This is a genomic window from Streptomyces sp. NPDC053560 (assembly GCF_044544605.1).
GTDB lineage: Bacteria > Actinomycetota > Actinomycetes > Streptomycetales > Streptomycetaceae > Streptomyces.
The window spans coordinates 25,405-39,490 of sequence record NZ_JBITXI010000019.1 but is presented as its reverse complement, the minus strand read 5'-3'; the positions used below and the strand labels follow the sequence as shown (position 1 = coordinate 39,490).

General features: G+C 67.1%; 11 protein-coding genes and 1 pseudogene. 6 read left to right on the top strand and 6 right to left on the bottom strand.

All coding sequences use genetic code 11. The annotated features are described in order from the left end of the window. Positions 1 to 13 precede the first annotated feature (13 nt). Positions 14 to 520, bottom strand: a complete 507-nt coding sequence (locus ACIGQF_RS34690) for a helix-turn-helix domain-containing protein (RefSeq protein WP_399718849.1) — start codon at positions 518 to 520, stop codon at positions 14 to 16. A 108-nt stretch (positions 521 to 628) separates the two neighbouring features. Here ACIGQF_RS34690 and ACIGQF_RS34685 point away from each other — a divergent pair, with 108 nt between their 5' ends. The 5 genes and pseudogenes from ACIGQF_RS34685 to ACIGQF_RS34665 all read left to right on the top strand — a co-directional run bounded on the left by ACIGQF_RS34685 (position 629) and on the right by ACIGQF_RS34665 (position 7,070). Beyond that, complete coding sequence (locus ACIGQF_RS34685; protein ID WP_399718846.1) at positions 629 to 850, top strand: helix-turn-helix domain-containing protein; 222 nt, start codon at positions 629 to 631, stop codon at positions 848 to 850. Positions 851 to 994: 144 nt separating this feature from the next. Further along, positions 995 to 2,506, top strand: a complete 1,512-nt coding sequence (locus ACIGQF_RS34680; RefSeq protein WP_399718844.1) for a DnaB-like helicase N-terminal domain-containing protein — start codon at positions 995 to 997, stop codon at positions 2,504 to 2,506. Positions 2,507 to 3,116: 610 nt separating this feature from the next. Then, complete coding sequence (mobC, locus tag ACIGQF_RS34675; protein ID WP_399718841.1) at positions 3,117 to 3,641, top strand: plasmid mobilization relaxosome protein MobC; 525 nt, start codon at positions 3,117 to 3,119, stop codon at positions 3,639 to 3,641. Further along, positions 3,638 to 5,283 (top strand): annotated as a pseudogene (locus tag ACIGQF_RS34670) (relaxase/mobilization nuclease domain-containing protein); the annotation flags it as partial. The gene mobC and the pseudogene ACIGQF_RS34670, both read left to right, overlap by 4 nt. A 497-nt stretch (positions 5,284 to 5,780) precedes the next feature. Continuing rightward, positions 5,781 to 7,070 (top strand): DNA cytosine methyltransferase, encoded by a 1,290-nt coding sequence (locus tag ACIGQF_RS34665; protein WP_399718838.1) that lies wholly within the window; start codon positions 5,781 to 5,783, stop codon positions 7,068 to 7,070. Positions 7,071 to 7,110: 40 nt separating this feature from the next. Here the strand turns inward: ACIGQF_RS34665 and ACIGQF_RS34660 are convergent, their stop codons facing one another. The 5 genes from ACIGQF_RS34660 to ACIGQF_RS34640 form a co-directional block, all read right to left on the bottom strand. Next, a complete protein-coding gene (locus ACIGQF_RS34660) occupies positions 7,111 to 7,605 on the bottom strand; it encodes a very short patch repair endonuclease (protein WP_399718835.1) in 495 nt (164 codons plus the stop codon). Continuing rightward, the gene (locus ACIGQF_RS34655) at positions 7,602 to 8,555 is read right to left on the bottom strand and encodes a NaeI family type II restriction endonuclease (protein ID WP_399718832.1); all 954 of its coding nucleotides are present in this window, start codon (positions 8,553 to 8,555) and stop codon (positions 7,602 to 7,604) included. The genes ACIGQF_RS34660 and ACIGQF_RS34655 overlap by 4 nt, the downstream gene beginning before the upstream one ends. 276 nt (positions 8,556 to 8,831) lie before the next feature. Next, positions 8,832 to 10,652, bottom strand: a complete 1,821-nt coding sequence (locus tag ACIGQF_RS34650; RefSeq protein ID WP_399718830.1) for a DEAD/DEAH box helicase — start codon at positions 10,650 to 10,652, stop codon at positions 8,832 to 8,834. After that, positions 10,653 to 12,068, bottom strand: coding sequence for a transcriptional regulator (locus ACIGQF_RS34645; RefSeq protein ID WP_399718828.1), 1,416 nt, complete (start codon positions 12,066 to 12,068; stop codon positions 10,653 to 10,655). A gap of 59 nt (positions 12,069 to 12,127) precedes the next feature. After that, the gene (locus ACIGQF_RS34640) at positions 12,128 to 12,805 is read right to left on the bottom strand and encodes a hypothetical protein (RefSeq protein ID WP_399718826.1); all 678 of its coding nucleotides are present in this window, start codon (positions 12,803 to 12,805) and stop codon (positions 12,128 to 12,130) included. A 378-nt stretch (positions 12,806 to 13,183) separates the two neighbouring features. On the opposite strand from ACIGQF_RS34640, the gene ACIGQF_RS34635 reads away from it, so the two are divergent. Next, positions 13,184 to 13,849 (top strand): helix-turn-helix domain-containing protein, encoded by a 666-nt coding sequence (locus ACIGQF_RS34635; RefSeq protein ID WP_399718823.1) that lies wholly within the window; start codon positions 13,184 to 13,186, stop codon positions 13,847 to 13,849. Positions 13,850 to 14,086 lie beyond the last annotated feature (237 nt).

The window sequence follows — 14,086 nt, the reverse complement described above, 5'->3', positions numbered from 1 at the left end:
TCCTTGGGGTGGGTCAGTTGTGGTGGTAATAGCCACCGTCCTCGATGTGCTGGGTGAGAGCGCGAGCGTCGCGTTCCTCGCCCGCGAGGCGGAGACACTGCTTGTGGAAGGCACCCGAGCTGTCGGGGTGGGCCCGGATGTATTCGGCGGCCAGGACGACCGCCTGGTGCAGGTGGTCCTGCGCATCGCGAGCCTTGTAGAACGCATCCACGGCTTCCTGGACACACCGCCTTCCTTCGATGTCGAGTCCCTCCTGGGGCGGGGACATCAGCTCTTCCAGGGGCAGCTCGAAGACGCGGGCGAAGCCAAGGGCCTCGTCGAGGGTGATCTTCCGTCGGGGCGTGCCGTTCTCGATGCGCCAGACCGCGGTCTGGTTCATGGGGACGCCGGCCTCGGTCATCCGGGCGGCGAGCTCTGTCGTGCTCCACCCTCTGACCTCGCGCTCCAGCGCAACCCGCTCGGCCGCGTTCCCCTCGCTGTAGAGCAGCGGTACCCCTTCGCCAACAGGCGGTGTGGCCATGCCAGCCTCCCTCTCTTCCATCTCTCACCGTCGCTATCCCGATTGAATCAAACCCTCTCCGTTTTGCCTAACCGCTGATCGTCGGGTACAGCTATGCGTACCGACTCGATGCCTAGCCGAAAGGGAAAGATGGACCGCTACCTGACCACCGCCGAGGTCGCCGAGCCCTACCGCACCGCAGCCAGCACCGTGCGGTACTGGCGACACCAGGGGTACGGGCCGCGCGGAGTGAAGGTGGGTCGCCGCGTGCTGTACAGCGAGGCCGAGCTGGCCCGCTTCGACCGGCAGCTTCTGGAGCAGGGCCCGCGGCAGTGGGGATGGGCCGCATGAGAAGCCCCGGCCCCGGACACGGCAACGGCCCCCGGCGCGTCAACACCGAAGGCCGTCCGAAGTCCCACGAGATCGCCCACTGCTGAACGACACCTGAGGTGGTGCGGGGCCTTGCCCGCATCGCACCACCGGTGAGGACCTGTTGTGCCCCACCCTACGGCCCCTCTCCCGGGTCCGTCACCCGAGCCCGCAGACGCCGGAGGGCAGGCACCCCCGCACGACGCCGATGCCGAACGGGTCGTGCTCGGAACCTGCATGCACCACGTCGAGAGCATCGCCGAAGTGCGCGAACTGCTCGACGGCACGGACTTCTACCGCCCTGCCCACGAGACGATCTGGTGCGCTCTGCTCCAGCTCCATCAGCAGGGAAATTCGACCGACCCCATTGCCGTCTCCGACCTGCTTCAGCGCCAGGGCGACCTCAAACGGGTCGGCGGCGCGACCGCCGTCCACGGCCTGGCGCACGCAAGCGTGGCGTCCGGCAGCGCCGGCTATTACGCCGACATCGTGGCGCGCACGGCACGGTTGCGCCGCGTAGAGAGCGCCGGTCTGCGCGCCGCCCAGCTTGCGAGCGATCCAGGCGGTGACCCGGAAGAGCTCCAGACCGCCTTGGAGGACACGCTTCGCACCGAGCGTGAGCGTGTCCGGAACGCCGGTACCTCGCGTCTGGACCGGTACGTCTCGGACGGCCGGGCGTTCGTCTCCGACATCGGAGCGGAAACCGAGCCGCTGTGGGGCACTCCGGAGCAGACGGCCTGGGCAGCGGGCGAGAGCCTGATGATCGTGGGGCCGCCGGGCGTCGGCAAGACCACGCTCGCCCATCAGGTCATCCTGGCCCGGCTCGGCGTGTACGCCGCCGTACTGGACCTCCCTGTCGCCGAGAGCCGGCGCGTCCTCTACCTCGCCATGGACCGACCACCGCAGATCGCCAAGGCCCTGGCACGCCACCTGGGCCCCAAGGACGAGCCGACGCTGCGCGACCGGCTGCGGGTGTGGTCCGGCCCGCTGCCCACCACTCTCGATAAGGATCCCCACCTCCTCGCCGAACTGGCCGCCGCCCACCAGGCCGACACGGTCGTGATCGACAGCCTGAAGGACGCGGTCAGCCGCCTGACCGAGGACGAGGCCGCCATTGCCTACAACAACGCCCGCCAGCACGCCCTGCGCGAAGGCGCCCAGCTCCTGGAGCTGCATCACCAGCGCAAGTGGACCGGTGACACACCCCGCGACCAGCGCCCTGTCCTGGACCGGGTCTACGGGTCAACCTGGTTCACCTCCGGCGCGGGCAGCGTGCTGTTCATCGCCGGAGAGTCCGGCGACCCGGCGGTCAAGGTCCACCACCTCAAGATGGTGACCGGTGAGATCGGTCCCCTGCCGGTCATCCACAACCACCAGCGCGGCACCTCCTACGTCGAGCAGACCCTCGACCCGCTCGCCCTCCTGCAGGCCAGTCCCGAGGGGCTGACCCCGCGAGATCTGGCCGCCCACCTGGCCGAGGAGGCAAAGCCCAGCCGCGCGGACGTGGAGAAGGCCCGCCGCAAGCTGGACCAGCTCGCCCAGGCCGGACACGCGGAGAAGTCCCAGGGCACCGCCGGCGGAGCGAGCGGCGGTCAGCAGGCCACTTACCGGGCCCGCCGCCTGGTCGCCGTCTCCTGATCTGACCGACCGCTCACCGAGCCGCAGGCGCGCATCCGGCGCACCTGCGGTCGCCTCTCTTCCGACCGCGGCCACTCCCGGTCAAAGCCCCGGTCAGCTCCGGTGGCCTGACCGGACCTGACCGGACTCCGGTGACCGGCCGGACAACGCACCGACCGCCCGCTGAGGCACCCCCGCAACCGCCTGCCGGACCGCAAAAAGCGTTCACGGAACCGTTCACGCCCACCGTGTGCGTGACCCCCTGCACGGACCGATCACGGCGTTCACGAACCACAAGAAACCCCAGGTCAGGCGATCACGCCACCGCACACGGCGTTCACGCCCCGGACCGTTCACGCGCGTGCCCCCTCTTAAAGGGGGGCACGCGTGAACGCTCCTCCGTGCACGCCTTCCTCCTACCAAATTCCCCTCCCTCTCTCAGGAGCGATCCATGCCCCGCCACACCGGCCTCCCCAAGCCTCATCAGAGCACTGACCCGGCCCCGGACAACTCCGACACGACCCAAGCTCATCGCATCAGCCGACTGACCAACCACGCCATCCACGCGCCAGCAAGGTATCCCGTTGGACCGTCCACGGACGGCGCCAACGGGGAAGCCAGCGCCCCAGGGGTGGCGCAGGCACTCGGGCTCGGGCACCAGGGGGTGCCCGAGGAGGCCAAGCCCGTCGATGCGGCCGCTCCGCCACTGCCGCGCGCCGCCGACGTAGCAGCCCTGCATCGCATCGCCCGCCGCCGCCCCTACGGCGAGGGGCAGCGCAAGGAGCGGGTGGACGCCCGCTACAGCGTCGAGGAGAAGTCGAAGATCCGCGCCAAGGCCCAGTCACTGAACATCACTGGCGCCTACCTCGTAGGTGCTGCCGTCATGGCCTACGTCGACGGTGATCTCTCCGTGCCCGGCCAGCGCACCCCCACCGACGACTACATCGACGAGCTCAACGCCCTCCGCGCCCAGGTCGCGAGGATCGGCAACAACGTCAACCAGATCGCCCGCGTGCTCAACTCCGGCGGCAATCCACACGCTGGGGATGCCGCCACCCTGGCCCAGGCCGAACGCACCCTGAACACCGTCCGGAGCACCATCGGCGGCATCGCGGCGGCCGCAAACCGAGCCGTCTCTGCGAAGGCGGCCGCGTGATCGCGAAGATCAGCAGTGGCAAGAGCACGACCGGCCTGATCCGGTACCTGTTCGACACCAAGAAGGCCAAGGACCACACCGACCCGCACCTGGTCGCCTCCTGGGACGGCTTCGCCCCCGACCCTGGCCGCGCCGCCGACTTCGACGCCACCAAGAAGCTCCTCATCCAAGACCTCGACCTGCACGTCAAGCAGGCCAGGAGGCTCGGCCGGACTCCCGAGCAGCACGTGTGGCACTGCTCGCTCCGTGCCGCACCCGAGGACCGCATCCTCAGCGACGAAGATTGGGACCAGATCGCCCGTCGTGTCGTCGCGGCCACCGGCATCGCCCCCGCCGCGGATCCCGACGGCTGCCGGTGGGTCGCCGTACGGCACGCTCCCGACCACATCCACATCGTCGCCACCAAGGTCCGAGCAGGCCTGCGCCCTGCCCGCCACTGGAACGACTACCTGACCGCCGACCGCGAGCTCGCCGCCGTGGAGAAGGAATACGACCTTCACCGCGTCGTTCGCGGTGACCGCACCGCAGCCCGACGCCCTACCCGCGCCGAACAGGAAAAGGCCCACCGCGCCGGCCACCAGGCCACCTCCCGTGAGCGCCTGCGCACCACCGTCCGCACCGCTGTGGCGGTGGCCACCGATCCCGAGGAGTTCCTCACCGTGCTCGCAGGCACCGGTGTCCTCGTCGACGTGCAACGCTTCCCCTCCGGTGACATCCGCGGCTACAAGGTCGCCCTCGACGGCGATACCAACGCCGCAGGCCAGCACATCTGGTTCTCCGGCTCCAAACTCGCCCCCGACCTGTCCTTCCCCAAGATCCGCGAACGCCTGACCGCCACCGACGCAGACCCCGCCGACCAGCAGCCGGGAAGCCGACGGCAGCCCGACCCATGGCACCAGGCCACCGCCGCAGCCGAACGCATCCCCGCCCTCCTCGACCAGGGAAACGATGCGGCCGCGCAGGCCCACCTCGCCGCCTTCGGCGAAGCCCTCGACGCCCTCCCCGTCCTCGCACCCAAGAAAGTCCGGCCCCACCTCGGCCAGGCCGCCCAAGCCTTCGAACGCGCCACCCGCTCCCGCATCCGCACCGAACACCACCACGCACGCGCACTACGCGGGGCCGTCCGCTCCATGCTCCGAGAACCCGCCCCAAGGACGGAGCCACCCTCGCGATGTTCCTAGACGCAGCCGTCCTCGTTGCCATCGCCGCCGCCCGCTGGCACCAGGCTCGCCGCCACGACCAGCAGGTCCTGGCCGCCCGCGAGAGCCTGCTGCACATCCAGGCCGCCTACGACCAGGCCGCAGCCGTACCCCTGGCCGCCCTCTCTCAGCGCACCCCACCCGCTCACACCGCCGAACACCACGCCCAGCAAATCCGCGCGATCTTGCCCCAGCGCGCGGAGGTAATCCTCGAAGATCCCGCCTGGCCGGCCCTCACCGCAGTGCTCACCGACGGTGAAACCGTCGGCCACCGGCCAGGTATGCTCATCGAGCAGGCTGCCCGCCAACGCTCGCTGGACGACGCCCGCTCACCTGCAAGGACGCTGACCTGGCGCATCCAGCGGTTCGGTCACCGTCCCGCACCCAGCGCCAGGCCCTCGCCGCCCAGGCCCGCAGCGGCTACGCGACACAGGTGCGCCCCACCACGCTGCCCTCGCAACCGCGACCCGCAGCTAACGAGGTCACTCACCGGTCTTGCGCTCCGCGCCGCTGAACACATGACGGCAGGCGCCTCGGCCGCCAGGTTCTTCCATCGAGGCGACAACACAGAGCAGTCAGACGGCGTGGTGGCGGGTTGCGATCCAGCTCCAGCTTCCACGCCATAGCTGCTGAGATGGGCGTGGGGCAGGTTGCCCCAGTGCGCGGTAGTGGAGAAACTCGCAGGTGAGCTGCATTTGGACGGGCTTTCTTGAAAATCTTGCGCAGCCACCCGGTGGGCCCCGGTCGGCAGGCGACCGGCCCTTTAGACTGGTCATCCCCACTGGTCGCGTTCGCGGTCAGCTGTACGTCTCAGTCGCGATGGACTTCCTGCCGCGCAGCTGGGATGTTCGTGCGACAGACGGACCCGTTCGCACGTTCGAGTCCGGCCCGCCGAGTGCAGCCGAGTAGGCGGTGGGCAGTGCGCGTGTATGGAGGACGTATGACGGATCTGCATGTGGTCGAAATCTGTGCGGGAGCGGGTGGGCAGGCCCTTGGTTTGGAGCGCGCAGGCTTCGAGCACGCCCTGGCGGTAGAGCTTGACGCAAATGCCGCTGCCACGCTTCGTCGGAATCGTCCGGCCTGGCATGTAGTGGAAGGCGATGTCGCAGATCCCGGAACATGGACCCCCGAGGACTACCGCACCGTGGACGGCGAGCAGCTGGACTTGCTCGCGGGCGGTGTGCCCTGCCCCCCGTTTACGATCGCAGGCAAGCAGCTCGGCGCCACAGATGAACGCGACTTGTTCGCCTGGGCAGTCAACCTGGCCGGGCGGGTCCAGCCGAAGGCCCTCCTGCTGGAGAACGTCCGAGGCCTGAGCGCTAACCGCTTCGCCGCATATCGCCAGAATGTCCTGGACACCCTGCAGAGTGCAGGTTACGCGGCCCAGTGGAAGCTCCTGCAGGCTTCCGACTTCGGCGTCCCCCAGCTCCGACCACGCTTCGTGCTCGTAGCGCTACTCCCCGAGTACGCAGAGTACTTCTCCTGGCCGGAGGAGCTCCCTGGCCTTCAGCCAACTGTGGGCGAGGCGCTCTACGACCTGATGGCAGCCCGGGGGTGGGAAGGCGCCCGCGCCTGGGCAGACAGCGCAAACAACATCGCGCCCACTATCGTGGGGGGATCGAAGAAGCATGGCGGAGCGGATCTTGGCCCGACCCGAGCCAAGGCAGCGTGGGCGAAGCTGGGCGTAGATGCCATGGGCGTTGAAGACGAAGCCCCTGGACCCGGTTGGAAGCCAGCCGCTGGCAAGCCCGGGCCGAAACTCACCGTCGAGATGGTCGCACGCATCCAGGGGTGGAAGCCCGAAGACAAGTGGGTCTTCGAAGGCCGCAAGACCACCACGTACCGGCAGGTGGGCAATGCCTTCCCGCCTCCCGTCGCCGAGGCTGTCGGTCAGTCCATCGCCCGGGCTCTGCGGAAGGAAGGCGAGCGGAACGAACTCGTGGAAGCCACGGAGGCCGTCCACGACCCGGTATACAGGCTGCTTCGCGGCTTGGAACGCCCTCTCGGCGTCGATCAGATCATCCGGCGGCTGGAGAAGCAGGGGCAGCACATGTCCGAGCCGGAAGTCGAGAGGCGCCTCGCCCACCTGGAGCGGGATTTCGTCATCACCCGCGTTCCGCGCTCAAGCGGTGCCCTGGGATACAAGCTCGGCGAATTCAAGGCATTTGTGGGCCAAGAAGGCCACCAGCGGCACGAGCTCTTCGCAATGAACCAGGCGAAGATCAGCTGATCGCTGCGCTGCTGCCGCAGCCACCCGGTGGCAGGGACGGCTAGCCCTGGCGCTTCAGCGGCGCAGCCCCCTGCCGCCGTGCGGTGACGGCTTCGACGACAGTGCGGGCGCACGTGTCCGGATCGAGGTGCTCCCAGAAGCGGAGCACCAGCCAGCCGGCCTCGCTGAGGCGGTCATCTGTATCACGGTCGCGCTGCATATTCCGGCCGATCTTGTCCTCCCAGTACGGCCGGTTGGTCTTGGGCATCACGAAGTGCTCTGGACAGCCGTGCCAGAAGCAGCCGTCGATGAAAACGGCCACCTTCACTGGGCGGAAGACGATGTCAGCGGTGCGGCGCATCTTCGGAAGCGGTTTGGCAGCAACCCGGTAGCGCAGTCCGGCAGCGTGCACGAGCGAGCGGAGGAGTAGCTCGGGTGCGGTGTCCCGATTCCGGTTGCCGAGCATGCTCCGCCGGTTCGCGGCCGAAGACGCCCAGGATCCCTCGGGAGGCGTCCACTGCTCGTTCTGCGCTTCTGGTAGTCCTTGCTTGCTCATATCTCCGGCAGTTTAGGGACGGCTTCCTCCGGGTCATCCGGCTTGGCGAGGACCCATTCTTGTCCACCCAGCTCTATTCTCGGCGCCTCCCCGTGGTGGGGGCGGGCAGCCGCAAGTCGTGCACTCACCGACTCGCCCGAACCCGGTACGGGCAGACCGAGCGCTTCGGCGATCCGGCCGTGGCTGGAGTAATGACCCAGGATAACGATGCCCCGGGGTTGAAGTCGCGAGCGCGCTCCGCCGTTGTAGCGGACGCGCTTCATGTAGTCCTCCTGCATCGCCACAGTAGCGACGACAGTACGGCTGATCCGCAGGCCCTGAGCTCGCAGAAAGAGATCATCTACTCGGCGCTGGCCGCTCTTGTGAGAGAAGATCGCTTTGATGTCGGCTTCGGAGAGCCGCAGCAGCATGTTCTCCTGGAGGCGAGCCCGGCGGAACAACCACCGCACGGCAGTCCGTCCTGCAGCGTTCAGCGTCTTCTTGGAGTCCCGGTTGCCGCCGTTGTTCAGCCTCTCGGGCAGGGCGCGCACGAGACCAGCGGACCAACTGGACTCTTCGTCGCTGGCCCAGACGACAAGCAGTAGGTGGCCGAGGGCCTCTGGCGGGATCATCCACCCGCCGAGCGTCTGCGAGTACTTGCAGTCGACATCGGTGCCGGCGATCGAGTAGTCCATTTTGAGGCCGTCCGTAAAACCGAACTCGCGCTGGACGTTGATTTCGATCAGGGTACCCAAGTGGGCCTTCTCGGTCTTGTACAACTGGTCCCACCGGAAGCGACCAGTGTGCTGGCCGTCCAGGAGCATGTCGATGCTCCGCCGGATCGCCGCTGCAAGCCTCCTGCCGTGCGGGTCGGCGGCAAGGACCTGCTGCACAACTGCATCCAGTTCTGGGTCGTCGGATTCGTCAACAGGCCACAGGGCCGCCTGCGTGCTCATCGCTTCGCCGTCCACGGCGGGACTCTATCCGGGCTCCTGGCGGCACGGCAGCCCAGCCTGCGGTGGGAAACGGCGGACTCTGGCTGCGATACGCGAACCAGCAGAACTGCAGATCGGTGACGAGGGCCGAGCGTCCCTGCCGTTGGGGCACCTGGCGGGGGCGGGGCTGGACGCAGGCGGCCGGATTCCGGCCTTCAGCAACGGCGTGGGCGCATTGTGCTGCAGCGAGAAGCGGATGCCGTCGAGGCACTGCTGCGATACGGGACTCTCTGAATCGAAATTCCGCCGACGCTAAGCCGCTCCCGCCCCTAGGTGCTCCAGAAGCGCTCGCACGTCGGCGACATCCATCCCCGCGGCAAGCGGGAGCTCCTCCTCGGGGTCGCCGAGTTGCTGCACCTCCGGATCGTCGAGAATCCGCCCCATGAAGTCCAGCTTCTCCGCCAGTCGAAGAGCTACTACCTCATCGACGCTGCCCTCGGCTGCGAGGATCGTAACCCGTGTCTCCGTGTCCGGGGCGAGGCCGAGGCGATGAACGCGGTCAAGGCTCTGCAGGAACCGGCCGGCCTGGAAATCACGGTCCACATAGACCGCGTCATGGCATACCTGGTGAAGGCTGATGCCCTCGCCGAGGGTCGCCGGATTGGAGATCAGGACCGTACAGCCCGGATCTTCCCGGAAGCGGCGCAACTCAGCTTCCCGGTCGGGGGTGCCCCCGTGCACAGCTGCTGGCTGGAACGGGGCCAGCAGTACTCGGAGCGACGTGATGCTGCGCACGAAGCTCGTCCATACCAGAGTCTTGCGTCCCGCCGCAGCATTGGCGGAGACGATGGAGAGAGTCTCCTGGTACTTGGGCGGCAGCTCGTAGTCGGGGAGCTGGCGAAGGAGCATGGAAAGCGAGTCCTCTTCGGCGACCTGCAACGGTGGCACGCGGAAGTGCAGAGGCTCGTGGCGTGTGGAGCCTGCCACTATCAAAGCCGGGCTGGTAGCCGCCATCAGTAGGCGAAGCGCCGTTTTGCCGAGCGCTTCGAAGTCGGTTCGGTCCGCCGCCGCCCTGGCCGAGAGCCTGCCCACCAGAGCGTCGTAGATCTCGCGGTGTAGTGGCGGCATCGGGAGACGGCGCGTTCTCGTCTCCACGGGAGGCAGCCCCAGCTCCTCCTTGGTCGTTCGCGTATACAGCGGGCGCAGTACTCGGCTGGCATGGGCGAGGTCCCCGCCGTCGACGGCCTGGGTGACCGCGCGCCGACCGTGCCCCGGCCAGACGAAGGAAAGCAGGTTCTCCAGGTCCTTGGCGCCATTAGGCGCAGGGGTACCGCTGAGGATCATCCGGACTCGACTGAGAGGGCCCAGAGCCATGCACGCGGCGCCGTACACCCCAGCTCCCCCGAGCTTCATGCGGTGCGCCTCATCGAGGACGAGCATCGCCGGAGCTGCCTTCAACCACTGGGACAGCCCGGCGAGAGCCCGGTCCAGACGCTCGTAGTTGACAAGGAGGATGTCCGCCAGAGTTGGCGCCGACTTGCCGAGCACCTGCACGTCGAGCTGAGTGGAAAAACATTGCTCGGCCTCCCCTTCCCATGCCTCGTAAGCGGACTTGGGGCTCACTACGAGCATGCGATCCACAGCTCCGCGCTCGCGGAGCGCAGAAAACACAGCGAGAGAGACGCGAGTCTTGCCGGCGCCAGGCACGCTGAAGTTGGCGCCGTGGCCAACCGAAAGCAGTCGAGCTACGTCACGGAGCTGGAACGGGGTGAGGGGACCGGTCCAGTCGTCGCCCAGCAAAGTCGGCACCGACTCCAGCTCGACGGTGTCCTCTTCGGGAGAGCCGCTGAGGAGTCGTTCCGCCGTGTCCGCCGTGTCGAGCATCTCGGTTACAAGGAGGCGGAAGTCTCCCTCCCAGACAACGCTGTCCGGACGGGGCCAGGTCCCGAGCGCGCTAATACTGGCGAGAAAGCCGTCGATGGGGACAGATGCCGAAAGTTTGTCGGTCATCCGGCCGCTGGGGAAGCTGGCGATCAACTGCCCGAGCGCACCACGGCACTCGGGCACAGTCCGCAACGCTGCCTGGGTGCGAGTGACGTCGAAGCCGATCGTCAGACTGGGTTCGTCGGCCATCTACTGCGCCTTACCGAACGTCTCCAGAAACCACGTCACAGCGTCTCCGGGTTGCTGCACGGTGCGCTTCACCTCAGCAGCGAGCTTCTCCAGCTTCTGCCGCAGGTCAGTGACGGCGTCGTCGAACGATTCCTCGTCCAGGCTCCGCTGCGCCCGGGACAGGGCCAGGTCAGTAACGCACAGCTCGATGCAGCGGCCGGCCTCAGCCAGGCGGGCAGGAGCAGCCTGCTTACGCTTCTTGATACGCGCGTCTCGGCCGGCGAAGCTGATGGCCTGGTCCATCGCCTCCTGCAACCGCCTGACCTCTTTTTGTGCCTCAGCCGCGACTTCTTGCGGGGCCGTGCTGTCCGGTCGGCTGACAACTCGTGCGTGCAGGACGGCGTCTGTCAGCGCTATGGCCGCGCTAAGAGAGGCGGACGGACCCTTCACGGCCCGCCCCAGACCGGGGATCGCCACACCCTCCGACCCCATAGACGGGGTCTCACCGTTAGGCAGTGTCCGGGAGAGGTAGCGGTCGCGGAAGTCGTGGTCGATGAACCGGACATCGGTCTTGGCGAAACCCAGGAGCATGGCCGCCATTCGGTTCTCCAGCAGCAGATCTGCCTTCTCGGGATTGACCGCATACTGCTTGGCGTAGGCGCGTTGCAGTTCTCGGAACTTCTCGGCCTGGTCCTCGAAAGCGACCAAGGACAGCTGCTCGCCGGCCGTCTTGCTTCGCTCGATCAGCGACTCGATCCGGGCGAGCACCCACTGATCCTGCCGACAGCGTTCCGCGGTCGTGCGAAAGGTAGCGGCGATGACTGCGAGGGGCGTTCCTTGATCTACCAGCTCCTGAACCGCGAGCAACCGGTTGATGTACGAGTAGTCCCGCCGGTGTTCCTTGCGCAACTGGAGCGATAGCTCGATTGCGGCGATGTCCTGCCAGTCGCAAGAAGGCGGCAGTACAGCCACACGCATGGCGTGGTTGGGGCCGTAAAGCTGCATTAGAGCAGCACGCCGGGTATTGCCGTTGACGAGGACGCCTTCGTGAGTGATCAGCCCAGGCTCGGTCTGCCCGTACTCCTTCAGGCTCGCTGTCAGCTCGTCGAACTCAGGATCAGTCCGGGCGGGGTCTGCCGGAAGCACTTGTAGGAGGCGGGCCAGGTATGCCTGGCTGTCGCTGCTCCAGGGGTCGTCCACAAGCACTGCCGCCTGCTTCGGGTCGTGGCCGGCCTGTGCGCGGATGCGGTGGGTTGCCGGGTTGTAGTAGAGGCTGCCCACCGGCATCTGGATGACTTCCAGATGCTCCGGCCCGCCCCGCCACTCGACAGTGAAGGTTTCCCGAGGGCCGCCGCCGGCCGCGATCTCCTCCAACCGGGACCGGACGAGGGCGCGGTTCTCCTCGGCACTCGGCGGCAGACCGTAGCCCTTGACCATGTACTTGCTCCTGCTTCCGTTCGCGTTCTTACGAGGATTGTTCCGTGCAACCGGACTGCTCAGCTAACTCCCAGTTCCGCCCGGAGCTGCGCACGCGACGCCTCAGGCAGAGAGCGGTAGTCGCTCCAGATTTGCTCCAGGCGATTGAACTCCCGTTGGTCGGCCGCCATCCAGTTGGACAGTACGCTGCGCTCGGCCGGGTCAAGAGCGTCGGTTGCTTTGAGTACCTTGTCGAGATCCGCGGCGAGCGACCTGCCTCCCACCCGGCACCGCTTGCACTCGGTGACCAATTCCGTGGCCTCGGTGCCGTCCGGCTTCACCACTTCCCTACGGGCGATGTCGAGCTGGGCTGCCTCATAGGTGCCGGCGTAGATCTCGCCGGGGGTGATGCCGCAGGAGCGGCACATGTTCCCGTCCCTAGCCAGCACCTCGCGTCGGCGCGCTGCCCCGATCGCGATCGTTCCTGTCTTGCGGGTCGCGCGGCCCGGCTCCCAGACAGGATCGCCGGGCTTCACGAAGCGCTGCTCGTGAGAGTCAAGCTCCTCGTCTTCCCTGTTGGTGGCGATGAGCCAACCGAAATTGCGGAGGTCTCGCATGCGGCGGTCGACTTGGGACACCCCGGGAAAGGCCGTACGCAGGTCCTCCTTGGTGAAGGTGTTGCCTTCACCGACCACGGAGACCAACCACAAGGCCACGCGCTTCATCGTTCCGAGGCCGGCATCCTGCCAGGACGGCATGAAATCTCCATTCGCGAGGCCTCCCGCCGGGAGACCCTTGGGGTGGCGCTGGTGGGTAGTGGACTGCGGGCATTCATTACTAGCACGGCCCTGCGCACTCATTCCAGCGATTAGAGGTCTTTACTCGGACGAGGGAAAAAGGGGAGTCCGTAAAGATCCGATTCGGCATCGTTTGTCGTCATCGGAGTTGAAAGTCCCCTCGTGAAAAGTAGTCAGGGAAAAAGCGCGGAACCGTACGCCATGGAGCCCGGGGGTGGCTAGGCTTCCGGTGATCACCGGTTCTCTCCATAGGCGATTTCGGGCGAGCGGAAGGGTTCGTTTGGCATGCCGTCACTTGGATCGATTAGCACCACCTGCGCGCCCGGGGCCACGGAGGAGGTGCAGGACTTCGCCAACACCCTCAAGCGCCTCATCCACCATGTTCGCCCCGGCACGACGATGGCGCAGAAGGCCAAGGCCCTGCACGTCTCGCCGCCGCTCCTCTCCCACTGGCTCAACGGGCGGCGGCTTCCGCGTCTGGCGGCCGTGGAGGATTTGTCCAGGCTGGCGCTGGAGGAGGTGACGAACGATCAGGATGTCGCCGCACTGGCCTGCGAGTTTGCAGTGCTCAAGTCGCTCCTCCATGCAGCCCGGCGGACGGCGGGGGCCCGCACTTGCAACGAGGCGGGAGCCAAGAGGGACCGGCGCAATATCGTTTCCGACACCGCCGACGAGGGGGACCGGCGCAACGGCCCCCTCGGTACCCCTGCTGGCAAGAGGGACCGGCGCAACGGTCCATCAACCGCCGCGCCGCCGTGCGGAGAGCGCAGTGCGCTGCTGCCGAAACCGGATTTCCCCGCGCGCCTGGCGGCGATGGCTGTTGCCGACCGCGTCGATATTCTGCAGAGCTTGGCAGCGGCACTGAGCGAGGCGGAGGTCGGCGCCGCTGCAGATGCCCTCGCTCGTGCAGGCATGAAAGGAGATATGGAAATCCTTATTCGCTCTGCGGGGTCTGCTGGAAGGAATTCGATGGAGATTGCAATCGCTCTCGGCGGGCTCCGTTAGCATCTCGAATGATTGGTTCTCAGTCGAATCAGAAACAGAGGGGCATGTATGCCCGGCAACAGCTGCGGGGGATGCTGCGGCCTTCTTGATGGCAACTGTCGCGCACCCCCGCCCGGCAGTGCAGGGGAGGCCCGGTCGGAAGGGTCTGCAAAACCATAACCGCGACCTCCCCTGCCGAAACACCCGTTAGAACGATGACCAACTAGGAGTTTCGTCTTGAATAGTAAGGCCCTCCTG